This window comes from Nonomuraea sp. NPDC049419 (assembly GCF_040676995.1).
GTDB lineage: Bacteria > Actinomycetota > Actinomycetes > Streptosporangiales > Streptosporangiaceae > Nonomuraea > Nonomuraea salmonea.
On sequence record NZ_JBFAQB010000009.1, the window covers coordinates 325,573 to 351,493 of the forward strand.

At 71.1% G+C, this 25,921-nt stretch carries 28 protein-coding genes; 22 read left to right on the plus strand and 6 right to left on the minus strand.

The window, feature by feature from the left end; genetic code table 11:
• Positions 1 to 50 precede the first annotated feature (50 nt).
• Complete coding sequence (locus AB0K12_RS27135) at positions 51 to 713, minus strand: response regulator transcription factor (protein ID WP_364566816.1); 663 nt, start codon at positions 711 to 713, stop codon at positions 51 to 53.
• The gene (locus AB0K12_RS27140) at positions 710 to 1,816 is read right to left on the minus strand and encodes a histidine kinase (protein ID WP_364566819.1); all 1,107 of its coding nucleotides are present in this window, start codon (positions 1,814 to 1,816) and stop codon (positions 710 to 712) included. Before AB0K12_RS27140 ends, AB0K12_RS27135 begins: the two co-directional genes overlap by 4 nt.
• Before the next feature lie 151 nt (positions 1,817 to 1,967).
• Here AB0K12_RS27140 and AB0K12_RS27145 point away from each other — a divergent pair, with 151 nt between their 5' ends.
• From AB0K12_RS27145 to AB0K12_RS27180, 8 genes are all read left to right on the plus strand, one after another.
• A complete protein-coding gene (locus AB0K12_RS27145; protein ID WP_364566822.1) occupies positions 1,968 to 3,131 on the plus strand; it encodes an acetoin utilization protein AcuC in 1,164 nt (387 codons plus the stop codon).
• Between the two features lie 14 nt (positions 3,132 to 3,145).
• Positions 3,146 to 3,928: a phosphatase gene (locus AB0K12_RS27150; RefSeq protein WP_364566824.1), complete on the plus strand. Its 783-nt coding sequence runs from the start codon at positions 3,146 to 3,148 to the stop codon at positions 3,926 to 3,928.
• Positions 3,929 to 4,240: 312 nt separating this feature from the next.
• The gene (locus AB0K12_RS27155; RefSeq protein WP_026214222.1) at positions 4,241 to 4,444 is read left to right on the plus strand and encodes a helix-turn-helix domain-containing protein; all 204 of its coding nucleotides are present in this window, start codon (positions 4,241 to 4,243) and stop codon (positions 4,442 to 4,444) included.
• A 174-nt stretch (positions 4,445 to 4,618) separates the two neighbouring features.
• Positions 4,619 to 4,717: an AURKAIP1/COX24 domain-containing protein gene (locus tag AB0K12_RS27160; protein WP_018654693.1), complete on the plus strand. Its 99-nt coding sequence runs from the start codon at positions 4,619 to 4,621 to the stop codon at positions 4,715 to 4,717.
• Positions 4,718 to 4,739: 22 nt separating this feature from the next.
• The gene (locus AB0K12_RS27165) at positions 4,740 to 5,735 is read left to right on the plus strand and encodes an NAD-dependent epimerase/dehydratase family protein (protein WP_364566826.1); all 996 of its coding nucleotides are present in this window, start codon (positions 4,740 to 4,742) and stop codon (positions 5,733 to 5,735) included.
• Positions 5,736 to 5,770: 35 nt separating this feature from the next.
• Positions 5,771 to 6,640, plus strand: coding sequence for a lysophospholipid acyltransferase family protein (locus AB0K12_RS27170; protein ID WP_364566828.1), 870 nt, complete (start codon positions 5,771 to 5,773; stop codon positions 6,638 to 6,640).
• An 82-nt stretch (positions 6,641 to 6,722) separates the two neighbouring features.
• Positions 6,723 to 7,301, plus strand: coding sequence for an RNA polymerase sigma factor (locus AB0K12_RS27175; protein WP_364566832.1), 579 nt, complete (start codon positions 6,723 to 6,725; stop codon positions 7,299 to 7,301).
• Between the two features lie 2 nt (positions 7,302 to 7,303).
• Positions 7,304 to 8,293, plus strand: coding sequence for an LCP family protein (locus AB0K12_RS27180; protein ID WP_364566837.1), 990 nt, complete (start codon positions 7,304 to 7,306; stop codon positions 8,291 to 8,293).
• Positions 8,294 to 8,308: 15 nt separating this feature from the next.
• On the opposite strand, the gene AB0K12_RS27185 is transcribed toward AB0K12_RS27180, so the two are convergent.
• The 3 genes from AB0K12_RS27185 to AB0K12_RS27195 are packed head-to-tail and all read right to left on the minus strand — an operon-like array spanning position 8,309 to position 10,576.
• Positions 8,309 to 9,172: an HAD-IB family hydrolase gene (locus AB0K12_RS27185; RefSeq protein ID WP_364566840.1), complete on the minus strand. Its 864-nt coding sequence runs from the start codon at positions 9,170 to 9,172 to the stop codon at positions 8,309 to 8,311.
• A 30-nt stretch (positions 9,173 to 9,202) separates the two neighbouring features.
• Positions 9,203 to 9,877, minus strand: coding sequence for a DUF5667 domain-containing protein (locus tag AB0K12_RS27190; RefSeq protein WP_364566843.1), 675 nt, complete (start codon positions 9,875 to 9,877; stop codon positions 9,203 to 9,205).
• Positions 9,878 to 9,937: 60 nt separating this feature from the next.
• On the minus strand, positions 9,938 to 10,576 hold the full coding sequence (locus tag AB0K12_RS27195) for a sigma-70 family RNA polymerase sigma factor (RefSeq protein WP_355415491.1): 639 nt from the start codon (positions 10,574 to 10,576) through the stop codon (positions 9,938 to 9,940).
• A gap of 179 nt (positions 10,577 to 10,755) precedes the next feature.
• On the opposite strand from AB0K12_RS27195, the gene AB0K12_RS27200 reads away from it, so the two are divergent.
• Positions 10,756 to 12,228: an antibiotic biosynthesis monooxygenase gene (locus tag AB0K12_RS27200; RefSeq protein ID WP_364566849.1), complete on the plus strand. Its 1,473-nt coding sequence runs from the start codon at positions 10,756 to 10,758 to the stop codon at positions 12,226 to 12,228.
• Between the two features lie 19 nt (positions 12,229 to 12,247).
• Here AB0K12_RS27200 and AB0K12_RS27205 read toward each other — a convergent pair whose 3' ends face one another.
• Complete coding sequence (locus AB0K12_RS27205) at positions 12,248 to 12,484, minus strand: glutaredoxin family protein (protein WP_364566851.1); 237 nt, start codon at positions 12,482 to 12,484, stop codon at positions 12,248 to 12,250.
• Between the two features lie 116 nt (positions 12,485 to 12,600).
• On the opposite strand from AB0K12_RS27205, the gene AB0K12_RS27210 reads away from it, so the two are divergent.
• From AB0K12_RS27210 to ccsB, 13 genes are all read left to right on the plus strand, one after another.
• Positions 12,601 to 13,278 carry a redox-sensing transcriptional repressor Rex gene (locus AB0K12_RS27210; RefSeq protein ID WP_355415497.1) on the plus strand — a complete coding sequence of 226 codons (678 nt, stop codon included), beginning with the start codon at positions 12,601 to 12,603 and terminating at the stop codon, positions 13,276 to 13,278.
• Positions 13,275 to 14,531, plus strand: a complete 1,257-nt coding sequence (locus tag AB0K12_RS27215; RefSeq protein ID WP_364566856.1) for a glutamyl-tRNA reductase — start codon at positions 13,275 to 13,277, stop codon at positions 14,529 to 14,531. The genes AB0K12_RS27210 and AB0K12_RS27215 overlap by 4 nt, the downstream gene beginning before the upstream one ends.
• Positions 14,528 to 15,442, plus strand: coding sequence for a hydroxymethylbilane synthase (gene hemC / locus AB0K12_RS27220; protein ID WP_364566859.1), 915 nt, complete (start codon positions 14,528 to 14,530; stop codon positions 15,440 to 15,442). Before AB0K12_RS27215 ends, hemC begins: the two co-directional genes overlap by 4 nt.
• 35 nt (positions 15,443 to 15,477) lie before the next feature.
• Positions 15,478 to 16,983, plus strand: coding sequence for a bifunctional uroporphyrinogen-III C-methyltransferase/uroporphyrinogen-III synthase (locus AB0K12_RS27225; protein WP_364566862.1), 1,506 nt, complete (start codon positions 15,478 to 15,480; stop codon positions 16,981 to 16,983).
• Entirely contained in the window at positions 16,980 to 17,963 is a 984-nt protein-coding gene (gene hemB / locus AB0K12_RS27230; RefSeq protein WP_364566865.1) for a porphobilinogen synthase, read from the plus strand. The genes AB0K12_RS27225 and hemB overlap by 4 nt, the downstream gene beginning before the upstream one ends.
• Before the next feature lie 180 nt (positions 17,964 to 18,143).
• The gene (locus tag AB0K12_RS27235) at positions 18,144 to 18,773 is read left to right on the plus strand and encodes a bifunctional DNA primase/polymerase (protein WP_364566868.1); all 630 of its coding nucleotides are present in this window, start codon (positions 18,144 to 18,146) and stop codon (positions 18,771 to 18,773) included.
• A 51-nt stretch (positions 18,774 to 18,824) separates the two neighbouring features.
• The gene (hemL, locus tag AB0K12_RS27240; protein ID WP_364566872.1) at positions 18,825 to 20,114 is read left to right on the plus strand and encodes a glutamate-1-semialdehyde 2,1-aminomutase; all 1,290 of its coding nucleotides are present in this window, start codon (positions 18,825 to 18,827) and stop codon (positions 20,112 to 20,114) included.
• Positions 20,115 to 20,355: 241 nt separating this feature from the next.
• Positions 20,356 to 21,276, plus strand: a complete 921-nt coding sequence (locus tag AB0K12_RS27245) for a LysR family transcriptional regulator (protein ID WP_364566876.1) — start codon at positions 20,356 to 20,358, stop codon at positions 21,274 to 21,276.
• 69 nt (positions 21,277 to 21,345) lie between these two features.
• On the plus strand, positions 21,346 to 21,984 hold the full coding sequence (locus AB0K12_RS27250; RefSeq protein ID WP_364566879.1) for a histidine phosphatase family protein: 639 nt from the start codon (positions 21,346 to 21,348) through the stop codon (positions 21,982 to 21,984).
• A gap of 71 nt (positions 21,985 to 22,055) precedes the next feature.
• Positions 22,056 to 22,622: a TlpA disulfide reductase family protein gene (locus tag AB0K12_RS27255; protein WP_364566881.1), complete on the plus strand. Its 567-nt coding sequence runs from the start codon at positions 22,056 to 22,058 to the stop codon at positions 22,620 to 22,622.
• Positions 22,615 to 23,337, plus strand: coding sequence for a cytochrome c biogenesis protein CcdA (locus AB0K12_RS27260; RefSeq protein WP_355415516.1), 723 nt, complete (start codon positions 22,615 to 22,617; stop codon positions 23,335 to 23,337). The genes AB0K12_RS27255 and AB0K12_RS27260 overlap by 8 nt, the downstream gene beginning before the upstream one ends.
• Positions 23,337 to 24,896 carry a cytochrome c biogenesis protein ResB gene (locus AB0K12_RS27265; RefSeq protein ID WP_364566884.1) on the plus strand — a complete coding sequence of 520 codons (1,560 nt, stop codon included), beginning with the start codon at positions 23,337 to 23,339 and terminating at the stop codon, positions 24,894 to 24,896. Before AB0K12_RS27260 ends, AB0K12_RS27265 begins: the two co-directional genes overlap by 1 nt.
• Positions 24,886 to 25,902, plus strand: coding sequence for a c-type cytochrome biogenesis protein CcsB (gene ccsB, locus AB0K12_RS27270; protein WP_364566887.1), 1,017 nt, complete (start codon positions 24,886 to 24,888; stop codon positions 25,900 to 25,902). Before AB0K12_RS27265 ends, ccsB begins: the two co-directional genes overlap by 11 nt.
• Positions 25,903 to 25,921: the final 19 nt, after the last annotated feature.

Consider the following 25,921-nt stretch of genomic DNA (forward strand, 5'->3'; position numbering starts at 1 on the left):
CACCTCCTGCCCGCGAACCGTTCGCGCGGCGGCGTTCTGGGACCCTGGTCCTACTCTCCGGGTCGGACGAGCCCCGCCTCGTACGCGGCGATCACCGCCTGCGCCCGATCCCTGACGCCGATCTTGGCGAACAGGCTCGTCACGTGGTTCTTGACGGTCGAGGGGGAGACGGACAGCTCGGCGGCGATCTCGGTGTTGGAGCGGCCGCGGGCGATCAGCACGAGGATCTCCTGCTCGCGCACGGTCAGCCCGGCCAGCTCGGCGGGGGTGGATCGCGGCGGCGTGGTGCGGACATATGTGCCGATGAGCCGGGTCAGCAGCCGGGGCGCGACGGCGGACTCGCCGCGGTGCACGACCCGGACGCCCTCGATCAGCTCCTCGGGGGAGACGTCCTTGGGCAGGAAGCCGTCGGCGCCCGCGCGCAGCGCCGCGACCACGTTCTCGTCCAGGTCGAACGTGCTCAGCGCGAGCACCCGCACCTGCGGCAGCTCGGCGGTGATCAGCTCGGTGGCGCGCACGCCGTCCATGCCGGGCATGTGCAGGTCCATGAGCACCACGTGGGGCCGCAGCCGCCGGCTCAGCTCCACCGCCTGCTCGCCGTCGGCCGCCTCGCCGACCACGCCGAGGTCGGGCTGGGCGTCCAGCATCAGCTTGAAGCCCCTGCGCACGAGGGCGTGGTCGTCGGCGAGCAGCACCCTGATCGCGGGCGTCATGCGCTCTCCAGCGGGATGCGGGCGTGCACGCGGAATCCTCCTTCTGGCCTGGGCCCCGTCGAGAGCCGGCCGCCGCACAGGGCCACCCGCTCCGCCATGCCGCCGAGCCCGAAGCCCGGGGGCGTGCCGTCGTTCTTGGCCACGCCGTCGTCGAGCACCTCGACCTCCACGGCCTCCGGGTCATAGGTCAGCAGCACGCTGGCCCTGGCTCCGACGGCGTGCTTGCGGGTGTTCGTCAGCGCCTCCTGGACGATCCGGTAGACGGCGTGGTCCACGGCGGCGGGCAGCTCGACGGGCTCGCCCGTCACGGTCAGGGTGGCCGGCAGGCCCGCCGACCCCGCCTCGTTGATGAGGGCGGGCAACCGGTCCGTGCCGACCCCTGTCGCCGCGTCCGCGCCCTCCCCGCCCTCGGCCCTCAGCACGTCGAGCAGCCGCCGCATCTCCGACATGGCCTGGCGGGCGGTCTGCTCGGCGCTCTCCAGCGCCTCCCTGGTGACCTGCTGCCCGGGGGGCAGGGTGGCCCTGGCGCCGCCGACCAGCGCGTTGATCACGGTGATGTGGTGCGCCACCACGTCGTGCAGCTCCCTGGCGATGCGCCTGCGCTCGGCGCGTACGGCGGCGTCGGCGGCCTCGCGGGTGGTGCGCTCCCGCAGCTCGGTCCTGAGCCGGACGAACTGGCCCGTGCCCACGAACACGCCGACCAGGAACAGGGCGCTCAGCCAGCTGTTGACGCCTGGCCTGCCCACCTCCATGGCGACGGCGTACACGGCGAAGGCGGCTCCGGTGGCGATCGCGGTCGGACGGCCCCCCGTGTAGCGGCCCAGGCTGTAGAGCGCGACGGCACTGTGCACGTTAGAGCTGGTCACCAGGCCGGTCGCCATCGAGACGGCGTCCACGGCGACCACCGCGCCGGTCGTGAGGAGCGGCCGGTTGCGGCGCATGAGCAGGAACAACGTGCCCACGAGGTACGTGACGTTGCCCGGGAGCATCTCCGTCATGCCCAGCACGCCCGTCACGACGCTGATCAGCCCGGGCAGGCACAGCACGATCACCAGCGTGCGGTCGTACACCGTGGGCCGCCGGAAGAACCGCACGATGCTCATGAACGTCCGTGCTAAGCGCACGCTAAGACCTTAAATCACGAGATTTCGATATCGACGTGATCTTTCAGGCCGCTTGAGGCCGGGCTACAACCAGCGGTCTGCGCTGCGGTAACGTCGGCGCAAGGCGAGGGCACGCGGCAGAGGGGTTGGCATGAGCCGTTCGGCACGGGTGATCTGGGACGACGCTCTGACCACCTACGACTTCGGCCCGAGCCATCCGCTGGCCCCCGTGCGCGTCGAGCTGACCATGGCGCTGGCCCGCGCGATGGGCGTGCTCGACAAGGTCGAGCTGGCCGGCTGTGAGCCGGCGAGCGACGACGAGCTGGTGCGGGTCCACCACCGCGGCTACATCGAGGCCGTCAAGCGCGTCTCCGCCTCCGGCCTGCCCGACATGAGCGCCGGGCTCGGCACCACCGACAACCCGGCCTTCGCGGGCGTCCACGAGGCCAGCGCGCTCATCGCCGGCGCCTCGCTGGCCGCCGCCCGCTCGGTCTGGGAGGGCACGGCCGAGCACGCCGTCAACGTCGCGGGCGGGCTGCACCACGCGATGCCGGCCCTGGCGAGCGGCTTCTGCGTCTACAACGACCCCGCGCTGGCGATCGCGTGGCTGCTGGAGCAGGGAGTGGGGCGCGTCGCGTACGTGGACGTCGACGTCCATCACGGCGACGGCGTACAGACGATCTTCTACGACGACCCCAGGGTGCTGACGATCAGCCTGCACGAGAGCCCGCGCACGCTGTTCCCCGGCACCGGCTTCCCGCACGAGACCGGCGCCGACGGCACGGCGGTCAACGTCGCGCTGCCGGCCGGCACCGGCGACGCGGGCTGGCTGCGCGCCTTCCACGCGGTGGTGCCGCCGCTGCTGCACGAGTTCGGGCCGGAGATCCTGGTGACCCAGCACGGCTGCGACAGCCACGCGCTCGACCCCCTCGCCAACCTGATGCTGAGCGTCGACGGTCAGCGGGCCGCCTGCGAGGCGCTGCACCGCCTGGCCCACGAGACGGCGGGCGGGCGCTGGATCGCGACCGGCGGTGGCGGCTACGAGCTGGTGCAGGTGGTGCCGCGGGTGTGGACGCACCTGATGGCCGAGCTGGCCGGGCATCCGATCGATCCGGCCACGCCGACGCCGGAGGAGTGGCGCAGGTTCGTCCGCGAGCGTACGGGGGAGACACCACCCCTCACCATGACAGACGGCCGCCATCCGGAATTCAGCGACCTATCTGGTGGTTATGATCCTGCGGACCCCATTGACCGTGCGGTCATGGCGACCCGGCAAGCGGTGTTCCCCCTGCACGGCCTCGATCCGATGCCCTGACGAGGAATGAAGCAGTGCTGAGCCGCGACGAACTTCGAGATCACCTTGTTCACAGCCGCATCGCCGGCGATGTCGCGACCTCTCGCGAGAACAACCTCGACCACTACAGCTCGCTGGCCAACGGCGACCCCTACTACGCGCTCGGCCTGACCTTCGACCAGCCGTGGTCCTACCGCGACATCCTGGCCCTCATGGCCAAGTCCGCGGGCGTCGTCGCCGACCCCGACCACCGCTACGGCCAGGACACCATCGACCCCGACCTGACCATCGACGCGCTCGACGCGATGGCCGAGCGCATCGCCGCCGTGCTGGCGCGGCCCGAGCCCCGCGTCCTGTTCGCCACCGGACACCCCACGGGCCTGCTCGCCGTGCACCTGCCGCTGGCCGCCTTCTGCGTGGCGCGCGGCGCGCGGCTGCTGACCCCCGCCGAGGGCTGGTCGTACGCGGGCTCCGGCTTCGGCAGGCCGCGCAGGATTCGCTACCTCCAGGACGTCGCGATGCTCGACGACCGGGGCGCGCTCGTGCACACCCACGACGCGATCCCGATGCGCCACATGCTGGACGAGCTGGGCGGCGACCTGCCCGACCTGGTGATCGCCGACCACGGCTGGGCCGGAGCGGCGGGCGAGGCGGGCGTGCCGACGGTGGCCTTCGCCGACTGCAACGACCCCGGGCTGTTCCTCGGGGAGGCGGAGGGCAAGCTTGACGTGGTCGTGCCACTTGACGACAACGTGCTACCCCGCTATTACTCTCCGTTGACGGAGCGGCTAGTCACAGAAGTCTCACGAGCCCTTTGAGTCGATAACGGCCCTCCCCATACCGTCTTTTCGCGCCTGCATTCCAAGGGGCTCGCTGTCCCTTTGCCAACTTTTGGCAGGGCTCCGGCGACTCTTATGTGTGGCAGCTTGGACAGTTCCAGCGTCCAGGCGAGGTGCTTGGCCAGGCGGTTGGCCAGCGATTTCGCTGGTTCGGCTGACAGGTGGCTCCGTCGGCTGGAAAAATAGGGGGTTTGCGCACTCGGAGTCCCGACTTACGCTGACGGCAGTACACGTGCGTGAGCAATGGCACCAGTGGGGATAACCCGGAAACACGTGCGGAAGAGGCGTCCGATGGGTGCAGGCGAAAGACCTCTCAGCGAGGTGAAGTTCCTGACCGTCGCAGAAGTGGCGACGGTCATGAGGGTGTCCAAGATGACGGTGTACCGGCTCGTCCACTCCGGCGAGCTGCCGGCCATCCGAGTCGGCCGCTCGTTCAGGGTGCCTGAGCAGGCGGTACACGATTATCTCCGGGAGGCCTACATCGAGGCAGGATGACGTAGCGACACGCCCGAACGTGTCGTGAGTGTGTCGCGGGAGAGGCCCGGCCGCCCGCTGGTACGGCCGGGCGCTCGCCCCCCGAGGGGCGATCTACCGTGGATCGCCGGTAGTCTGTGAGCCGGTGTGCGCTCGCACTCCGATTCAAACGTGCTATCAGTACCTGGGGGTCCCGTGGGCTCTGTGATCAAGAAGCGCCGCAAGCGGATGGCTAAGAAGAAGCACCGTAAGCTGCTCAAGAAGACGCGCATCCAGCGGCGCAACAAGAAGTAACCGACGCAGCTGCGAGGCGCTGATGACCCACACCGTGCTTGTCACCGGGGTCTCGCGCCACATCGGCGCCCGGGTGGCGAGCGTTCTGGCGGCGGACCCGGACATCAGCCGTGTCATCGGAGTGGACACCGTGCCGCCCCCCTCGCTCACGCGAGACGGCGGCATCTCGCTCGGCCGGACCGAGTTCGTCCGGGTGGATCTGCGCAGCCCCGACATCGCCCAGGTGATCGCGGCCGCGGACATCGACACCGTTGTGCACATGAGCCTGGTCAGCGCTCCCTCACACAATGGGGGCAGGGCTGCCATGAAGGAGCACAACGTCATCGGCACCATGCAGTTGCTCGGTGCCTGCCAGCGGTCGGCGACCGTGCGGCGCGTGGTGGTGCGATCCACCACCGCCGTCTACGGCTCGTCCCCCCGGGATCCCGCGGTGTTCACCGAGGGCCTGGAGCCGCATGACGGCCCCGTCCACGGCTATGCCAAGGACGCGGCCGAGGTCGAGGGCTACGTCCGCGGTTTCGCGCGGCGGCGTCCCGACGTCACCGTGTCGCTGCTGCGCTTCGCCAACTTCATGGGTCCAGGCGTCGACTCGCCGCTGACGCGTTACTTCACCCAGCCGGTGCTGCCGACCGTGCTCGGCTTCGACCCGCGGCTGCAGTTCGTCCACGAGGACGACGCGGTCGAGGTGCTGCGCCGGATGGCGACCGAGGATCACCCCGGCACGTACAACGTGGCCGGGGCAGGCGTGTTGCTGCTGTCGCAGTGCGCGCGCAGGGCGGGGCGGCCCTCGCTGCCGCTGATCTCGCCCGCCTTCACCGTGCTCGGCGGTGCCGCGCGCCGGCTCGGCCTGGTCGAATACTCGCCCGAGCAGCTGCGGCTGATGAGCCACGGCCGCGCGGTCGACACCGCCCACCTGGAGGCCGAGCTGGGCTGGAAGCCCAAGTTCAGCACCGGTGCGGCGTTCGACGACTTCCTGCGCTCGCGCGGGCTGCGTCCGCTGGGAAGTTTCCGCGCATGAGCGTTCCGCGCCCAGCGCCAGATGAGGAAGGCCGGGTGATCCCCATCACCGCGGCGCCGTCGTACGACGAGCCCGACCCCGTGGCCAAGGCGCTCGCCTTCATCAGGCGGCGGGTCACCGGCGACTACGAGGTCGACGAGTTCGGCTACGACCCCGAGCTGACCGACAAGGTCGTGCTCGAGCTGCTCAGGCCGCTCTACCGCCACTGGTTCAGGGTCGAGACGCTCGAGCTGAAGAACATCCCCGACGACAGCGGCGCGCTCATCGTGGCCAACCACTCGGGCACGCTGCCGGTCGACGCGCTGATGCTGCAGGTGGCGCTGCACGACGAGGCCGCCAGGCCGCTGCGGCTGCTCGGCGCCGACCTGGTCTACCAGCTTCCGCTGCTCAGCCACCTGGCCCGCAAGACCGGCCACACGCTGGCCTGCCGCGAGGACGCCGACCGGCTGCTGCGCAAGGGCGAGCTGGTCGGGGTGTTCCCCGAGGGCTTCAAGGGCGTCGGCAAGCCGTTCTCCGAGCGCTACAAGCTGCAGCGCTTCGGGCGCGGCGGCTTCGTGGCCTCCGCGATCCGCGCGGGCGTGCCGATCGTGCCCACCGCGATCGTCGGGGCCGAGGAGATCTACCCCAAGATCGGCGACCTCAAGTCGCTGGCCCGGCTGCTGGGGCTGCCCTACCTGCCGATCACCCCGTTCTTCCCGCTGCTCGGGCCGCTCGGCCTGGTGCCGCTGCCGTCGAAGTGGATGATCGAGTTCGGGGAGCCGATCCGCACCGACGAGTACGACCCGTCGGCCGCCGACGACCCCATGCTGGTCTTCAACCTCACCGACCACGTGCGCGAGGTCATCCAGCAGCTGCTCAACGAGCTGCGCCTGCGCAGGGGACACGCCTTCCCCCCGCTCCTCTGACGCCGCCGGCGCGACGATCCCTGAACCCTTACGGCGGGTTGTGGCAAGACATCCGTGACCCATTCCCCGCAGAAGGGCGGAGATGATCACGCAGCCCGCCGTCAGGGGTGCGGACGCCGAGCTCGTGAGCGCCTCGCTGACAGAACCCGAGGTGTTCGCCGAGCTCTTCGACCGCTACTCCGCCATGCTCTTCAGGTACGTCTCCAGACGCCTCGGCCCGGAACCCGCCGAGGACCTCGTCGGCGAGACGTTCCTGGTCGCCTTCTCCCGCAGGAAGAGCTATGACCTGGCCTATCCGGACGCCAGGCCGTGGCTCTTCGGCATCCTCACCAAGCTCATCTCCCGGCACCACCGCACAGAGGCGGCCCGCTACCGCGCACTCCTGCGCGCCCCTGTCGACCACGAGGTGGAGTCGCCCGCAGACCGGGTGGCGGCCGGGGTGTCCGCCCGCGCCGTCCGCGCGGAGCTGGCCGGCGCCCTGGCCGCGCTGCCCGCCAGGGACCGCGACGTCCTGCTGCTGATCGCCTGGGGCGACCTCACGTACGAGGAGGCCGCGCGAGCGCTCGGCATCCCTGTCGGAACCGTGCGCTCCCGCCTCAACAGGGGCAGGCGGAAGGTACGCGCGGCGCTCGGCGACACCAACCCCTTGGAGGAGGAGTGACGATGGACGACCTGAAGCTGCTCCGCGACCTCGGGGCCGAGCTGGAGCACCAGCCACCCGCCACCCTCGTCCGCCACCGCACGGGCTTCCTGCGCGGCCGTCCCCGGCGCCGGTGGCCGATGGCCGCGCTGGTCGCCGCGGGCACGGCCGCCGTCGTGGCGGTGACGACGGCGTTCATCACCGGCTTCCCCGTGGCCGCGCCGTCCGCCGGCGGCCGGGTGGACATGAGCGGCGCCATGAACGTGCTGCTGATCGGCTCCGACACCAGGGACGGTCCTGGCAACGTGAAGTACGGGCCGCAGTCGCAGGGCTCGGGCCAGCGCTCCGACACCGTCATCATCGTCCACCTGCCGGCCGACAGAGGCAGGGTCACCGCGGTCAGCGTTCCGCGGGACTCGATGGTGCGGGTCCCGTGCGGGTCGACGCCGGGCCGGATCGCCATGATCAATTCCGCGTACGACGACGGGGGCGCCGCGTGCCTCAGGTCGACGCTGGAGAAGCTGACGGGGCTGCGCCTGGACCACACGGTCGAGGTGGACTTCGCCGGCTTCAAGACCATGGTGGACGCGCTCGGTGGCGTGCGGATCAAGGTGCCGAGGCCCGTGGACGACCGCGCCGCGAAGCTCAGGCTGCCCGCGGGCGAGCAACTGCTCGACGGCGAGAAGGCGCTCGGCTACGCCCGGCTGCGTCACTACGGCGACGGCTCGGACGTCGCGCGGATCAAGCGACAGCAGGGGCTCGCGCGGGCCATGCTGGACAAGGCCCAGCGGCAGCTCGTCGCCGATCCCGCCAAGCTCAGGGCCTTCCTGTCGGCGGTGCGCGGGGCGGTGCGGACGGACCTCAGCGTCGAGGAGATGTACGAGCTGGCCACCCAGCTCGCCAGGACCACGATGACCACGGTGTCGGTGCCCTCGGAGCCCTATCCGCAGGACCGGCACCGGCTCCGGTGGAAGCAGCCGGAGGCGGCCAAGCTGTTCGGCACGCTGAAGTGAGTCTGCTGCGGTGATTCAGGGGCGGCCGCGGTAGAGGCGGCGCAGGGCGATGCCCGCTGCGACGCCGCCCGCGACCGCGCCCACGCCGGCCGCGATCGGCAGCGCCGTCATCGTGGCCTTGCGCCCGGTGCGGAAGTCCTTGACCGGCCAGTCGTGCTTGCGCGCGTATTCGCGCAGCTCGCTGTCGGGGTTGATGGCGACGGCGTTGCCGACCAGCGACAACATCGGCAGGTCGTTGGCCGAGTCGCTGTAGGCGGTGCAGAGGCTGAGGTCGAGGCCCTCCCTGCGGGCCAGGGCGCGCACCGCCTCGGCCTTGGCCGGGCCGTGGAGCAGGTCGCCGACCAGCCGGCCGGTGTAGACGCCGTTGCTGGTCTCGGCGACCGTGCCGAGCGCGCCGGTCAGGCCGAGCCGCTGGGCGATGACCCTGGCCAGCTCGATGGGGGTGGCGGTGACCAGCCAGACGCGCTGGCCGGCGTCGAGGTGGCTCTGGGCGAGCGCGCGGGTGCCGCCCCAGATGCGGTCGGCCATGACCTCGTCGTAGATCTCCTCGCCGAGGCGTACGACGTCGTCGACCTTGGCGCCCGCGACGAACGCCAGCGCCGTCTCCCTGGCCACCGCGATGTGCTCGGGGTTCTCGTTGCCGCGCAGCCGGAAGACGGCCTGCCCGACGGCGAACTTGACCAGGTCGGAGGTGGTGAACAGGCCGCGCGTGGCCAGCCCGCGGGCGAAGTGGTAGATCGACGCGCCGCGCATCATGGTGTTGTCGACGTCGAAGAAGGCCGCGGACTCGAGATCGGGCTGGGCAGGCGCGACGGTCACCGCCGCCTGTGCGGCCGCCTCACCTGCGACCTCCGGCCGCACTTCCTGTCGTCGTCGCATGAGCCGCCACATGGGCTTCAGCTTAGCTACCTACTCGGGGGCGGCCAGACCTTCGATGTAGCTGAGGTACCCCTCCGCCTGGGCCAGTTGATCCTCGTCGAGCTGCTGAAGCATCGGCTTGACGGCCTCCTTCTGGTCCCGCGCGAATTTCTTGATCTTCGGCGAGCGCGGCTCCGCGCGTTCGAGCCGGCTGATGCCCGCGCGGGTGGACTCCTCCATGTCCTTGAGCGTCTCGTCCACGAGCGGGCCGTCGACCGACGAGCCGAGGAGGGTGGCGACCTCCTTGGCGCGCGCCTTGGCCGAGTCGAGCTCGCGCGCGGCGCGTTCCGCGTCGTCGGACGTGAGGTGGACGAGCGTGGTCTCCGCGGCGCGCTTGAGCGGGTAGAGCGAGTCGCCGGGCACCGCGCGGTAGGTGGCGAAGGAGGACACCATGAGCGCGGCCACCAGGCCCACGGTGGCGAGCTGGGACAGCAGGGGCCGCCCTCTGGACCGGCGGCGGCGTCCGCGCCCGCCCAGGAGCGGCTGCGGCCTCCCGGCGGCCCGCTCCTCGGGCGCCTCGGGTTCGGCCGTGGCCAGGGCGCCCGACATCAGCTCGGCGCGCAGCCGTTCCTTGAACGCGGGCTCGGGCAGGCCGCCGAGCGGCAGCTCGCTCAGCTCGGTGAGGTGCACGAGCACGCGTACCCGCCGCTCGCGCGCCCCCCTCATGACGGCTCTCCCACCGACACGGTCATGACACCTGGTCTAACGCGGGGCCGATGACGGAGGTTACGCCAGGTCGTGCTTGAGAGCCCTGGCCAGCGCGCGGACGGCACGGAACTGCAGCGCTTTGATCGCTCCACTCTTCTTCCCCATGATCAGCGCGGTTTCCGCGAGCGAGAGGCCGTGCAGGAAGCGCAGGACGACGCATTCCTGTTGTTCGGGATTGAGATCTCGTACGGCACGCAGCACCCGATCGTTGATGATGGCCGTGACCACGGCGTTCTCGGGAATGTGGGAGCCGTCGAGCGGAACGTCGATCACCTCGCCCGTGGGGATCTCCAGCCGGTAGCGCCCCGACTTGAAATGGTCGGTCACCAGGTTTCTCGCGATGGTCACGAGCCAGGCTCCGAAGTCGCGCCCCTGCCAGGTGAAGTCGCCGATCCTGCGCAGCGCGCGCAGGAAGGTCTCGCTGGTGAGGTCCTCCGCCAGCGGGTGCGAGCCCACCCGGAAGTAGATGTAGCGGTAGACCAGGTCGACGTAACGGTCGTAGAGCGTGCCAAAGGATTGCGTGCATCCGTTCTTGGCGTGCATCACCAGCGTACGGAGGTCGTCGGGCACGTCTTCGCGCACGGCGAGCTCGCCCGTCCGGGCAGGGCCGGCGACAGCTGGCGCCAGCAGTCCGGCGAACGGCGACGAGTCAGGCATCCGGTATCCCTAGGGGTAAGGGGTGCGGCGTGCTCGAACACTCTAGAAATCAACCGGAAAATCCACAATCCACGGAAGTCATGCATGACTAGGCGTAATCGGCCTATACCGTGGTGGACCGACCCGTTCCCTCTTCGGCTACCGGCTGGGAGGCATCGTCCGGCAGCATTGGAGTCACCATGGAGATCCTCGTTGCTGTCATAGCTCTCGCCGGTGCGATCCTGTCCGCGATCGCCGCGGCCGCCCTGATCCAACGCCTGCGCGACGAGCCTGAGGGATGGTTGGTCGCCTGGACCGTTGCAGTCGCCGGGCTCTGCCTGTCACTCGCCGTGATCGCACTCGGGTCCTTCATGGGCTTCGGCTCCGTCACGTTCCGGATCTACCAGGTGACGGGATCGATGCTGGCGCCCCTGTGGCTGGCCGTCGGGCTCGTGCAGCTGCTGGCCGAGAAAGTGCCGCCGAGGTTCCTCGCGTGGCTGCTCGGCATCGCCCTGACCGTCGTGGCCACGGTCATCATGGTCTGGGACCCGCTGAAGACCGACGACATGGGCAAGTCGCTGCCCACCGCCGCGGCCCACTGGAACATCGTCCCCGGCTACCTGCTCACCGGCGTCCACGCCGTCGCCGTGCTGATCATGCTGGCGATGCTCGTCGTGGCCGGGCTGCGCTGGCGCAACGGCGACGAGTACGACACCGACAACCTCCACGCCACCGTGGTCATCGTGCCGTCGGGGCTGGCGCTGGTGGGCGCGATGCGGTTCTCCGTGCCGGCCCTGTTCACCACCGCGCTGCTCGCCGTCGCGGGGGCGGCGGTCTGGTACACCGTGCTGCGGCCGCTGGCGCCGTACGAGGACGACGACGAGGACGACTTCGACGACCGCGACGACCGCGATGACCGCGCGTCGCGCCGCGACGAGCGCGCCCAGCGCCGTGAGGAGTTCGCCGCGCGCCGCGCCGATCGCGCGCTGGCCGGCGAGGGCGGGCCTGACGAGCGCCCGATGTTCCGCGACGAGGTGCCGGGGCACCACGGCATGCCGGAGCCGGTGCCGGCCGCCGACCTGCCGCCGCAGCCGCCGCGCAGGTCGTCGGGGCTCGGCGACCTGGTGGCCGAATATCGTGCGGGCGACCGCGAGGTCGACTACGCCTCCCGCATGGCGCCGCCGCCGCCCGACGACGGCCCCTCCACCGGCTACATCATGAACGGCGCACCGCCCCAGCGCCCCGACTACAACCTGGCGCCGCCGGCGCCCGCCACCGGCGCGGTCTTCCCCGGCGCCGACCTGTTCTCGCCCGCCCAGCAGCAGGGCGGCTCGGGCAAGCTCTCGCCGACGATCTACGGCATGCTCACCGTCTTCACGCTCATGGACGGCGCCGGCGAGGCCTTCGACCGGCTGGCCGAGGCCACGGTCGAGGCCGTGCGCAGGGGCGAGCCCGACACGCTCGTCTACGCCTGCCACTCCGTGAAGTCGGCCCCGCTGCAGCGCATCGTCTACGAGCTCTATCGCGACGAGGTGGCCTACCGCGACCACCTGCGCCAGCCGCACGTCGAGCGGTTCGTCAACGACCGTCAGGCGATGGTGCTGGCCACCAACGTGATCGAGCTCGACGTCAACGCCGCCAAGGTGGTGCCGCTGCCCACCGTCATGTACTGAGCCGTCACGTGCCGAGCCGTCACGTGCCGAGCGCTGCGCGCAGCCTCGCCTCGTCGACCCGCCAGAAGTCGTGCTGCACGCCGTCGATCAGCGTGACCGGGATCATCTCCCAGTATTTCTCCTTGAGCTCGTCGGAGGAGTCGATGCTGACCTCCTCCCACGGGACGCCGAGCTCGCCCGCGACCCTGGCGATGATCTCGCGGGCGTCGTCACAGAGGTGACAGCCGGGTTTGCCGAGCAAGGTGATGCGGTGCATGACGCAACCGTACCCCTGCTGACTTTGTGCATCGGTTCACAAAGGGATTAACCTGAAAGACGGTTCCATTCCGATCACGCGGTCCCCAAGCCGCCCGTTTCCTGGAGCACCGGCACGTGAAGAGCCCGTCCCAGCCCCGTGACCGCGGCATCCCCGAGGCGACGGTCGCCAGGCTCCCGCTTTACCTCAGGGCGCTGCACGGGATGGCCGAGCGGGGCATCGCCACCGTCAGCTCGGAAGACCTGGCGGGCGCGGCAGGGGTCAACTCCGCCAAGCTCCGCAAGGACCTCTCGCACCTCGGCTCCTACGGCACCCGCGGCGTAGGCTATGAGGTCGAATACCTCGTCTATCAGATCTCCCGTGAGCTCGGTCTGACCCAAGACTGGGCCGTCGCGATCGTCGGAGTCGGCAACCTCGGCCGCGCGCTCGCCAACTACGGCGGTTTCGTCTCCCGGGGCTTCCGGGTCGCGGCGCTCATCGACGCCGACCCCGAAATCGTGGGCGACACCATCGCGGGGTTGAATGTTGAACACATCGACGAACTGGAAGCCGTGATCAAACGGCGTGGAGTCTCGATCGTGGTACTGGCGATACCGGCGGCAGCGGCGCAGCAAGTGTGCGATCGCGTGGTCGCCGTGGGCGTGACCAGCATCCTCAATTTCGCGCCGGTCGTACTCTCCGTGCCGGAAAGCGTCGATGTCCGTAAAGTCGACCTATCAATCGAACTGCAGATTCTCGCGTTCCACGAGCAACGCAAGGCTGGGGGGCCACTCATGGCGGTGGACGGTCAATGAGTGTTCTGGCTGTCGGGCTCAGCCACCGGACCGCACCGGTGGGCCTGCTCGAGCGCGTCTCCGTCAGCGGCGACGCCCTCGTCAAGCTCCTGCACGACGTTCAGCACGACCCGTGCGTGGCGGAGGCCATGGTGGTCTCGACCTGCAACAGGGTCGAGGTCTACGTCACGGTCGACCGCTTCCACGCGGCCGTCACGTCGATCAGCGAGCTGCTCGGCGTGCACTCGGGCGTCCCGGTGGACGAGCTCATCCCGCACCTCTACGTCCACTACGAGGAGCGGGCGGTCGAGCACCTGTTCTCCGTGGTGTGCGGCCTCGACTCCATGGTCGTCGGCGAGCAGCAGATACTCGGGCAGGTCCGTCAGGCGCTCAAGCTGGCCCAGCGCCAGGGCACGGTCGGCGCCACGCTCAACGACCTGGTGCAGCAGGCGCTGCGGGTGGGCAAGCGCGCCCACCACGACACCGGCATCGACAAGCACGGCGCCTCCCTCGTCACCGCCGGGCTGGCGCTGGCGGGCGAGCTGCCGGGGCGGCGGGCGCTGGTGATCGGCGCCGGCTCCATGAGCTCGCTGGCCGCCGCGACGCTGTCGCGCGCCGGGGTGACCGACATCGTCGTGGCCAACCGCACGTACGAGCGGGGCGCCAGGCTCGCCGCCACCGTCGGAGGCCGGGCGGTCGCGTTCGCCGCCGTGCCGGAAGAGGTGGCCGCGGCCGACATCGTGATCACCTGCACCGGCGCGGGCCGGCACATCGTCACGCCGGATATGCTGGGCAAACCGGTGTTCCTGCTGGACCTGGCGCTGCCGCACGACATCGACCCTGCCGTGCGCGGGGTGCCGGGTGTCACGCTGGTCGACCTGGAGACCATCCAGGAGTCCGGCATCGGCTCCCGCGAGGGCGACGCGGTGCCCACCGTGCGCCGTCTGGTGGCCGAGGAGCTGCGCGCCTACCTCGACGCCGAGCGGGCCGCCAGGGTCACGCCGACCGTGGTGGCGCTGCGCAGCAAGGCGGCCGGCGTCGTCGAGTCGGAGCTGGGCCGCCTGCTGATGCGGGTGCCCGACCTCGACGAGCGGGCGCGTGACGAGGTCGCCATGACCGTCCAGCGGGTGGTGGACAAACTGCTCCACGAGCCGACTGTGCGTGTCAAGCAGCTCGCCACCTGCCCAGGAGGCGATCATTATGCGGAAGCCCTGCGCGAATTGTTCAATCTGGATCCGAAGATGCCCGAGGCCGTGAGGGAGGTGGAGCTGTGACGAGGCCCGCTCTGCGGCTCGGCACCCGGCGCAGCCTTCTCGCGACCACGCAGTCCCAGATGGTGGCCGACGCCTACACCGCGCGCACCGGGGGGCCCGTCGAGCTGGTCGGCATCACCACGTACGGCGACGTCACCAAGGCCCATCTGGCGCAGCTCGGCGGCACCGGCGTGTTCGTCAGCGCGCTGCGCGACGAGCTGCTCGAGGGCGAGATCGACTTCGCCGTCCACTCGCTGAAGGACCTGCCGACCACCCAGGACCCGCGCTTCACGCTGGCCGCGCTGCCGGCCCGCCACGACCACCGCGACGCGCTCGTCGGCCTGCACAAGTTCGCCGACCTCGCGCCCGGCGCCAGGGTCGGCACCGGCTCGCCGCGCCGCGTCGCCATGCTCAGCGCGCTGCGCCCCGACCTCGAATACGTGCCGATCCGCGGCAACGCCGACACGCGCATCGGCAAGGTCACCTCGGGCGAGCTCGACGCGGTCGTGCTCGCCGCCGCCGGGCTCGGCAGGATCGGCAGGGACGCCGAGATCGCGCAGATCTTCGAGACCGACGAGCTGCTGCCCGCCCCGGGGCAGGGCGCGCTGGCCGTGGAGTGCCGCACCGACAGGACCGACATCGTCGAGGCATTGTCCGTGCTCGACGACCCCGCCACCCGCTCGGCCGTGACCGCCGAACGCGCCCTGCTCAACGCCCTCGAAGCCGGATGCTCGGCTCCGGTGGGTGCTTTCGCGTTCGATGACGGGCACACTCTGAACCTGACCGCTGTTGTCGTCTCCATCGACGGCCGCGAAGCGGTCCGCAAGTCCGCCGCCGGCTCTCCTTCGGAGGCAGCGAACCTGGGCCGCCTCCTCGCGGCCGAGATGATCGCCGAAGGGGCCGACAGATTGATGGGGGAGCATTCCCATTGAGCTCCGATAGTCCAACCTCCGGTTTCGTCGCGTTCGTGGGCGCGGGTCCCGGCGATCCCAACCTGCTCACGCTCCGCGCCGCCGAGCTGCTCGGCAAGGCCGACGCGGTGGTGCTCGACGCCGAGACCCAGACCCCGCTGCTGCACCACTGCCGCGAGGGCGTCGAGGTCGCCGAGGGCGACTTCGTGCAGCGCGCCGCGCGCGGCCAGCTCGTGGTGCGCCTGTGCGCGGGCGACCCCATGCTGTTCTCCTCGATCAGCGAGGAGGTCGCGGCCTGCGTCGCCGCGGAGGTGGACTTCGAGATCGTGCCTGGCGTGCCGCCCGCGACCGCCGTGCTCACCTACGCCGGCATCCCGCCGGCGAGCGCCGTGCCCGAGTTCAGGGTCGTCGACGCCGCCCAGGAGCAGGACTGGTCCGTGCACGCCGGCTGCAAGGGCACGCTGGTCATCTACAACGGCCTCGCCGACGCGGTGCCCATCGGCAAGGCGCTGATCTCCGGCGGCAAGCCCGACACCACGCCCGTCGCGGTCAGCAGCGGCGGCACCACCACCGAGCAGTACACCGTGGTGTCCACGCTGGGCCGGCTGCAGGCCGACCTCAAGCACGCCGGGATCACCGAGCCCGCGTTGATCGTGGTCGGCGAGGCCGTCGCGCAGCGCGACAAGCTGTCGTGGTTCGAGACCAAGCCGCTGTTCGGCTGGCGGGTGCTCGTCCCGCGGACGAAGGAGCAGTCGCGCAGCCTGTCCGAGCAGCTCGTGTCCTACGGCGCGGTGCCCGAGGAGGTGCCGACCATCTCGGTCGAGCCGCCGCGCACCCCGCAGCAGATGGACCGCGCGATCAAGGGCCTGGTCACGGGCCGCTACGAGTGGGTGGCCTTCACCAGCGCCAACGCCGTCAAGGCCGTCCGCGAGAAGTTCGAGGAGTACGGACTCGACGCCCGCGCCTTCGCCGGGCTCAAGGTCGCGGCGGTGGGCGAGGCGACCTCTCGGGCGCTGATCGAGTTCGGGGTCAAGCCCGACCTGCTGCCGTCGGGCGAGCAGTCGTCGGAGGGGCTGGTGGCCGAGTGGCCGCCGTACGACTCCATGCTCGACCCGATCAACCGGGTGCTGCTGCCCAGGGCCGACATCTCCACCGACACGCTGGTGGCCGGGCTCACCGAGCTGGGCTGGGAGTGCGACGACGTCACCGCCTACCGCACGGTGCGCGCCGCGCCGCCGCCCGCGCCGATCCGCGAGGCCATCAAGGGCGGCGGCTTCGACGCCGTGCTCTTCACCTCGTCCTCGACCGTGCGCAACCTCGTGGGCATCGCCGGCAAGCCCCACAACGTCACCGTGATCGCGGTCATCGGGCCGCAGACGGCCAAGACGGCCGAGGAGTTCGGGCTCCGGGTCGACGTCATGGCCGACAAGCCATCCGCCTCCGCCTTGGCCGCCGCGGTGGCCGAGTTCGGGGCCAAGCAGCGCCAGGCGGCGCTGGCGGCCGGCGACACGCCGCGCCGTCCCTCACAGAACCGCCGCGGCGCGAGGAGGAGAGCCAGATGAGCGCGCAGTTCCCCGTCGCCCGCCCGCGCAGGCTCCGCAACAGCGCGGCGATGCGCCGGATGGTGTCGGGCACCAGGCTCGACCCGGCCGAGCTGATCCTGCCGATGTTCGCCAAGGAGGGCATCGCGGAGCCGCAGCCGGTGGCCTCGATGCCGGGCGTCTTCCAGCACACCCGCGACTCGCTGCGCAAGGCCGCCCGCGAGGCCGCCGAGGCCGGTGTGGGCGGCGTCATCCTGTTCGGCGTCCCGGCGGTGAAGGACGCGCGCGGCTCGGCCGCCGACGACCCCGACGGCGTGCTGCAGGTGGCGCTGCGCGACGTGGTGTCGGAGGTCGGCGACGCGCTCGTGGTGATGGCCGACACCTGCCTCGACGAGTTCACCGACCACGGCCACTGCGGCATCCTCACGCCGTCGGGCGAGGTCGACAACGACGCCACCCTTGAGCGGTACGCCTCCGTCGCGATCGCCCAGGTCGAGGCCGGCTCCCAGATGGTGGCGCCGAGCGGCATGATGGACGGCCAGGTGGGCGCCATCAGGAGCGCGCTCGACCAGGCGGGCCACGCGGGCGTGCCGATCCTGTCCTACTCCGTCAAATACGCCTCCGCCTTCTACGGCCCGTTCCGCGACGCCGCCGAGTGCGCCCCGCAGTTCGGCGACCGCAGCACCCACCAGCAGGACCCGGCGGGGCCGCTGGAGGAGGCGCTGCGCGAGGTCAGGCTCGACCTGGCCGAGGGCGCCGACGCCGTCATGGTCAAGCCCGCAGGGGCCTACCTCGACGTCATCGGCCGCGTCCGGGCCGAGGTGGACGTGCCGGTGGCCGCCTACCAGGTCAGCGGCGAATACGCGATGATCGAGGCCGCCGCGGCCAACGGCTGGATCGACCGCGAGCGGACGATCAACGAGTCGCTGGTCGCGATCAAGCGCGCGGGGGCCGACATGATCCTCACGTACTGGGCGACGGAAGTGGCGCGCACGCTCTAACCAAGGGGTTTCCCGTCAACCGCTGGGGCCTGTGGGTTAGAGTTGCATGAAAGTGCTGGTGTGTCCCGCGTGTGATGCAGGCGCAAGACCCTTGCTGCCCTGCGGGAGGCCGCCGACAGCGGCTCGCCTACCACCCGGATCCGGGACCTCCTCAGGCGCTGTGACTCGACGGGAGACACCATGGTGGGGGTACCACTGGCTCGGCGTACCAAAAAGCGGTCCCGGCCGACGCGCATCGAGGCCGTGCTCGAATACGCCGCCCTGGGCTGGCCCGTCGTGCCCGGCGCCTTCCCGCTGCGCCAGGGGCGACGTGCGTGCTCCTGTGACCGGCTCGGCTGTCCCGACCCCGGCGCCCATCCGCTCTCGCCCGCCTGGCACATGCAGGCCACGACCGACGCGGCCCAGCTCACGCGCTGGTGGCAGGCCGAGCCCGAGGCCAATGTGATCCTCCCCACGGGCCGCGTGTTCGACGTCTTCGACGTACCGCTCGCCGCCGGCCTGTCCGCGCTCACCCGCATCGACGCCGCCGGGGCACACCCGGGCCCGGTCGCCGCCAACGGCGACCGGGTCTTGTTTTATGTCGCCACCCGCGGCAACCCCGAGGACGAGGACGAGTGGTGGTCCTGCCACCTCGACTGCGACCCGGCCACCATCGACGACACGCCGGGGCTGCGCTGGCACTGCCGCGACAGCTACGTCCTCGCGCCGCCCTCGGTGATGCCCGGCGGGCAGGCCGTCTCCTGGCTGCGCCCGCCCGACGGCAGGCCGCTGCCCGATCCGCTGCGCATCCTGGAGTGGCTCGCCGACTGAGCCGCGTGCCCGCCCGGGGAACCGGCCGCACCTGCGGCTAACCTGGGTCGGGTGAGCCGTACACGTAACTCCGAAGACCTGTTCGCCCGCGCCCGCGACGTCGTACCGGGAGGCGTCAACTCCCCGGTGCGCGCGTTCGGAGCGGTGGGCGGCACCCCGCGCTTCATGGTCTCCGGGCAGGGCCCCTACATCACCGACGCCGACGGCAACCGCTACGTCGACCTCATCTGCTCCTGGGGGCCGATGATCCTGGGCCACCGCCACCCGGCCGTCGTCGAGGCCGTCTCCGGCGCGGTGGCGGGCGGCTTCTCCTACGGCACCGCCACGCCGGGCGAGGTCGAGCTGGCCGAGGAGATCGTGGCGCGCATCGCGCCGGTCGAGAAGGTACGCCTGGTCAGCTCGGGCACCGAGGCGACGATGAGCGCCGTACGCCTGGCCAGGGGCTTCACCGGCCGGTCCAAGGTGATCAAGTTCGCCGGCTGCTACCACGGCCACGTCGACGCGCTGCTGGCGTCGGCGGGGTCAGGGGTGGCGACGTTCGGGCTGCCCGACACGCCGGGCGTCACGGGGGCGTCGGCGGCCGACACGATCGTGCTGCCGTACAACGACGTCGAGGCCGTCGAGGCGGCGTTCGCGGCGGCCGAGATCGCGTGTGTGATCACCGAGGCGTGCCCGGCGAACATGGGGGTCGTCCCGCCGCGCGACGGCTTCAACGCGCGCCTGCGCGAGCTGTGCACGGCCAACGGCGCGCTGCTCATCGTGGACGAGGTGCTGACCGGCTTCCGCGTCTCGCGCGCCGGCTGGTACGGCATCGACCCGGTCGACGCCGACCTGATGACCTTCGGCAAGGTGATGGGCGGCGGGCTGCCGGCGGCGGCGTTCGGCGGCCGGGCCGACGTCATGGCCCATCTGGCGCCCGAGGGGCCCGTCTACCAGGCGGGCACGCTGTCGGGCAACCCGCTGGCCTGCGCCGCGGGTTTGGCCACGCTGCGGAATCTGGACGACGAGGCGTACCGCCGGCTGGACGCCGCGGCCGCTCTGGTGGGTGACGCCGCCTCGGAGGCGCTGCGCGCGGCGGGGGTGCCGCACCGGCTGCAGCGGGCGGGCAACCTGTTCTCGATCTTCTTCACCGACGCCGAGGTGACGAACTTCGACGAGGCGCGGGGGCAGAACACCGCCGCGTACACGGCGTTCTTCCACAGCATGCTCGACCAGGGGGTCTACCTGCCGCCTTCGGCGTACGAGGCGTGGTTCCTGTCGGCCTCCCACGACGACGAGGCGCTGGGCCGCGTCACGGAGGCGCTCCCAGCGGCCGCGAAGGCGGCCGCCGCGGTGCTGTAACGGGGGAGTAGGAGCGAATGGGGCGGTCCAGGTGGCCGCCCCTCGTCATGCGCGGCGTCAGCGGCTCGGCTTCTGGTAGCGGATGCGCTGGTCGCGGGCCTGCTCTGCGAGCACCTTCAGGTACGACACGGAGCCGGTCTGCTGCTTCTTCTGCTTCAGGATTCTCATGCAACTATTTTCATCCGCTACACAATGAACCACAAGCGAGACTTTCTACGCTAAACGGTTTAGAGTGGCTTACATGTTGGACCTGAACCGGCTCAAAGCCCTTCACGCCGTCCACGTCTACGGGTCGGTCGGAGCGGCGGCCGAAGCCCTCATGGTCACCCCGTCGGCGGTCAGCCAGCAGATCGCCAAGCTGGAGCGCGAGACCGGCGCCAGGCTCATGGAGCGCTACGGCCGCGGCGTGCGGCTGACGGACGCCGCGGGGCTGCTGGCCGAGCACGCGGAGCGCATCCTCGCCCTGGTCGAGACCGCGGAGGCCGACTTCGAGGCGCTGCGCGGCGAGGTCGTCGGCCGGCTCAACGTCGGCGCCTTCCCCACCGCCGCCCGCGGCCTCATGCCCCACGCGCTCGTCTCGCTCAAGGGCCGCCACCCCGACCTGTGGGTGCAGCTCAGCGAGCGCGAGCCGGAGCGGGTGGCCCGCGAGGTGGCGAGGGGCGAGCTGGACCTCGGTGTCGTCCAGGACTGGCTGACCCGCCCGATGGCGCTGCCCGACGGCCTGTCGAAGGCCACGCTGCTCGACGACGTGGCCGACGTGGCCGTGCCCGCCGACCATCCGCTGGCCGGCGAGCGTGAGATCGAGCTGGCCGCGCTGCACGGCGAGCAGTGGATCAGCGGGTCGCCGGGCACGGTCTGCCACGACTGGCTGGTGTTCACCCTGCGCAGCGCCTCGCTGGAGCCGGTGATCGCGTGCTGGGCCGACGAATACCCGACCCAGCTCGCGCTCGTGGCAGCCGGGCTCGGCTGCGCGATCGTGCCCAGGCTCGGGCGCGACTGCGTGCCGGACAGCGTACGGCTGGTGCCGCTGCTCCCGCGCCAGTCGCGGCGCATCTACGCGATCTGGCGCGCCGACGCCGCCCGCCGTCCCGCGATCAGGGCCATGGTGGACGCGCTGACGGAGACGAGCAAGACCCAGGAGAACGCCTGGGCCGTGCAGTGATCCGGCGGGGCCGTGTCGCAGCGGTCCCTCGCCTGAGCTTCGCGGGCGAGCGGATAGGCTGGGCCCACCATGGCTGAAACCACCGTCGTCCACCTGCTGCGCCACGGTGAGGTGCACAACCCCCGAGGCGTCCTCTACGGCAGGCTGCCCGGCTACCACCTGTCGGAGACGGGCCGGCTCATGGCCGAGACGGTCGCCAAGGCCGTCGGCGGCCGCGACATCGTCGCCCTCTACAGCTCGCCGCTGGAGCGCGCCATCGAGACGGCGACCCCGCTGGCGGACAAGCTGGGCCTGGAGATCGTCCAGGACGAGCGCCTGATCGAGGCGGGCAACCTGCTGGAGGGCCGCATGGTCGGGCAGGGCCTCGGCGTGCTGCGCAACCCGCGCAACTACCGCTATTTCTGGAACCCGATGCGGCCGTCCTGGGGCGAGCCCTACCCGGTCATCGTCAAGCGGATGAAGTCGATCATCGACGACGCCAGGGCGGCGGCGCGGGGCCACGAGGCGGTGCTGGTCAGCCACCAGCTGCCGATCTGGGCCATCCGCTCGGCCGCCGAGGGCCGCAGGCTCTGGCACGACCCGCGCCGCCGCCAGTGCGCGCTGGCCAGCCTCACCACCCTCACCTTCGACGGCGATCGGCTCGTCAGCATCGGCTACAGCGAGCCCGCCGGGTCGTTGCAGACGGGGCCGTCGATCCCCGGGGCCTGATGTCCGGGGCGCACGGGCACCCCGGTAGAGTTGCAAGCTCTACCGGTTGTAGTACAAGGAGATCTTCCTCCGTGCGCGCCAACTCCATCTCCCTCCTTCTCCTGGTCGTGCTGGTCGCGGGCTGCGCCGGCAACCAGGGCGGCCAGCCGCAGGCCGGCGACACCCGCTTCGTCGCGGGCGACGGGAAGATGCAGGTGTTCGAGGCGGGCGAGCGCAAACCCGCGCCGGCCGTCGAAGGCCCGACCCTCGACGGCGCCACGGCCTCGCTGGCCGCGCACAAGGGCAAGGTCGTCGTGCTCAACTTCTGGGCCTCGTGGTGCGGGCCCTGCCGGGCCGAGGCGCCCGTGCTCAAGGAGGTCTGGGCCAAGACCAAGGACTCCGGTGTGCAGTTCCTCGGCGTCGACTTCAAGGACCGCCAGGCCGACGCCAAGGCGTTCGAGCGCACCGAGCAGACCGGCTACCCGCACATCTTCGATCAGCCGGGCAAGGTCGCGCTGGCCTTCCAGGGCACCGTGCCGCCCGCCGCCATCCCGTCCACGCTGGTCATCGACAAGCAGGGCCGCATCGCGGCCAGGGCGCTCGGCGCGGTCAAGTACACCGACCTGATGAACACGGTGACCAAGGTGCGCGATGAGTGACGTCGTCGCCTCGGGCTCGCTGCTGCTGGCCGTGCCGATCGCGGTGCTGGCGGGGGTGGTGTCGTTCCTGTCGCCGTGCGTGCTGCCGCTGGTGCCCGGCTACCTGTCCTACGTGACGGGCATGAGCGCCGACCCCAAGCGGGGGCGGCTGGTGCTCGGCACCGCGCTGTTCGTCGCCGGGTTCGGGCTGGTGTTCGTGCTCAGCGGGGCGCTGTTCGGCGGCATCGGCTCGGTCGTGCTGGGCAACGCCGAGATCATCACGCGGGTGCTCGGCGTCCTCACCATCGTGCTCGGGCTGGCCTTCCTCGGCCTGCTGCCCGGCCTCATGCGCGACGTGCGCATCCACCGCATGCCGGCCGCCGGGCTCGCCGGCGCGCCGCTGCTCGGCGTGGTGTTCGGGCTGGGCTGGACCCCGTGCATCGGCCCCACGCTGGCCGTCGTGCTCACGCTCGGGCTCAACGAGGGCAGCGCCGGGCGTGGCGCGCTGCTGGCCGTCGCCTACGCGCTCGGCCTCGGCCTGCCCTTCATCGGCGCCGCGCTGGCCTACAGCCGCGCGCTGCGCACGTTCCGCGCCATCCGCAAGCACTCGCGCCTGATCACCCGGGTCGGCGGCGGCATGATGGTGGCCGTCGGCGTGCTGCTCGTGACCGGGCTCTGGGGAGAGATGATCGCGGCCATGCAAGGACTGATCGGCGCGTTCGAGCCGGTGATCTGATGAGCGTCAAGGAGCTGGAGAAGGAGCAGGCGCCTGAGCAGGCGTCGTTCGGGCTGGTGGCCTGGCTGCGCTGGGCGTGGCGCACGCTCACCTCGATGCGGACGGCGCTGATCCTGCTCTTCCTGCTCGCGCTCGGCTCGGTGCCCGGCTCGCTGGTGCCGCAGCGCGGCGTCGAGCCCGACAAGGTCGCCAGACTGTACGAGCAGAGCCCCGCCCTCGCCGAGTGGTACGACAGGTTCCAGCTCTTCGAGGTCTTCACCTCCACCTGGTTCGCGGCCATCTACCTGCTGCTGTTCACCTCGCTGATCGGCTGCATCATCCCGCGCACCACGGTCTACCTGCGCGAGCTGCGCCGCAAGCCGCCCGCCGCGCCGAAACACCTGTCCCGCCTGCCTCATCACGCCGCCTTCGAGAGCGACCTGGACGTCGAGCGGGCCGCGGCCCGGCTGCGCAGGCAGCGCTTCCGCGTGGTCACCGGCGACGGCTGGGTGTCGGCGGAGAAGGGTTACCTGCGCGAGACGGGCAACCTGTTCTTCCACATCGCGCTGGTCGGCATCCTGCTCGCCATCGGCGCGGGCTCGCTGTACGGCTACCGCGGCAACGTGCTGGTCGTCGAGGGCGACGGGTTCGCCAACACCGTGGCCGCCTACGACCGGTTCATCCCCGGCAGCAGGGTCTCCGCCGAGTCGCTCGAGCCGTTCAGCTTCCAGCTCACCGACTTCAACGTGGCCTACCAGGTCACCGGCGACAAGCGCGGCCAGGCGCTCGACTACTCCGCGCACCTCAAGGTCAACGAGTCGCCGGCGGCGCCGGCCCGCGACTACGAGCTCAAGGTCAACGAGCCGCTGGAGATCGACGGCACGCAGACCTACCTCATCGGCAACGGCTACGCGCCCGTCTTCAAGGTCACCGACGGCAAGGGCCAGGTGGCCTTCGAGGGGCCCGTGCCCTGCCTGATCGAGGACAAGGCGTCCATGACCTCGGGCTGCGTGGTCAAGGCGCCCGACGCGCAGCCGTCCCAGCTGGGGTTCCTGCTGCGCTTCCTGCCCACCAGCGTGCCGCTGACCGACGGCACCCACGCCTCGGCCTTCCCCGGCGAGCTCAACCCCGAGGTGCAGATACTCGGCGCCTTCTCCGGCGACCTCGGCCTGCGCTCCGGCAAGCCGCAGTCGGTCTACGAGCTGGCCGAGCCCGAGGTGATGCGCAAGCTCAAGCCGGTGCTCATGGGCACCGACGCGCCCAAGCCGCTGGCCGTGGGGCAGTCGGTCGATCTGCCCGGCGGGCTCGGGAAGATCGAGTTCACCGGCGTCAAGCAGTGGATCACGCTGCAGATGGCGTACGACCCAGGGCGTTTCCCCGCGCTGCTGGCCGCCGCCACGGCGGTGGTCGCCATCGCGCTCTCGCTCATGATCCGCCGCCGCCGGGTGTTCGTCCGCGTCGCGCAGGGGCGGGTCGAGGTGGGCGGGCTGACCCGCACAGAGGGCTCCGCGGCGGGCTTCGCCGAGGAGTTCGCCGACATCGTGAAGGTTCTATCAGCAGGAGAGAAAGATGTCCGCTGAGCAACTCGCCGAGCTGAGCGACCTTTCCGTCGTCGCAGCCGTGCTGCTCTACGTCGTCGCCATGCTCGGCTTCGCCATCGAGCTGGCCTTCGGTCGGGCGCGGGGCGGGAAGGCCGCCGAGCAGCGGCAGGCCGAGGTCAGGCAGCCGGTCGCCGTGGGCGCGGGCGCCGCCGGTGCGGTCTCCGAGACCGTCGAGAGCGACGCCGAGGCGGCCGTTCGCGGCGCTGAGACTGCCGCTGCGGGCACGACGGCGGACGCCGCGGCACCCGTACCGGCCTCGCCCGCCGCCGCCCGTGCCGGGACGGTGGCGCTCGTGCTCGCCTGGGTCGGCTGGGCCGCCAACTTCGCCGCCATCGTCACCCGCGGCCTGGCCGTCGACCGGTGGCCGTGGGGCAACATGTACGAGTTCGTGGTGGCCATCTGCTTCGCCGCCGTGACCGCGTTCCTCGCCACCCAGCTCCGCCACAACGTGCGCTTCCTGGGCGCGTTCGTCATGGTCACCGCCGCGCTCGGGCTCGGGCTCGCGGTCAAGGTGTTCTACACCGCGGCGGGTCCCGTGGTGCCGGCGCTCGACTCGTACTGGATCGCGATCCACGTCACGGCCGCGATCATCGCGAGCGGCCTGTTCACGCTGGCCGGGGTCTCGGGCGTGCTCTACCTGCTGCGCGGCGACGGGGTGTCGCGCCTGCCCTCGCGCGAGGTGCTGGAGAAGGCGGCGCACCGGGCGATCATCTTCGCCTTCCCGGTGTGGACGTTCGCCGTCATCGCGGGCGCCCTGTGGGCTGACCGGGCGTGGGGCCGCTATTGGGGCTGGGACCCCAAGGAGGTCTGGTCGTTCATCACGTGGGTGGCCTACGCCGCCTTCCTGCACGCCAAGGCGACGGCGGGCTGGCGGGGCAGGGCGGCGATGATCGTGCAGCTCGTGGCGTTCGGCTGCCTGCTGTTCAACCTGATCGGGGTCAACATCTTCATCGACGGGCTGCACAGCTACGCCGACGTGGACTGACCCCAAGACTGAGCAGAGG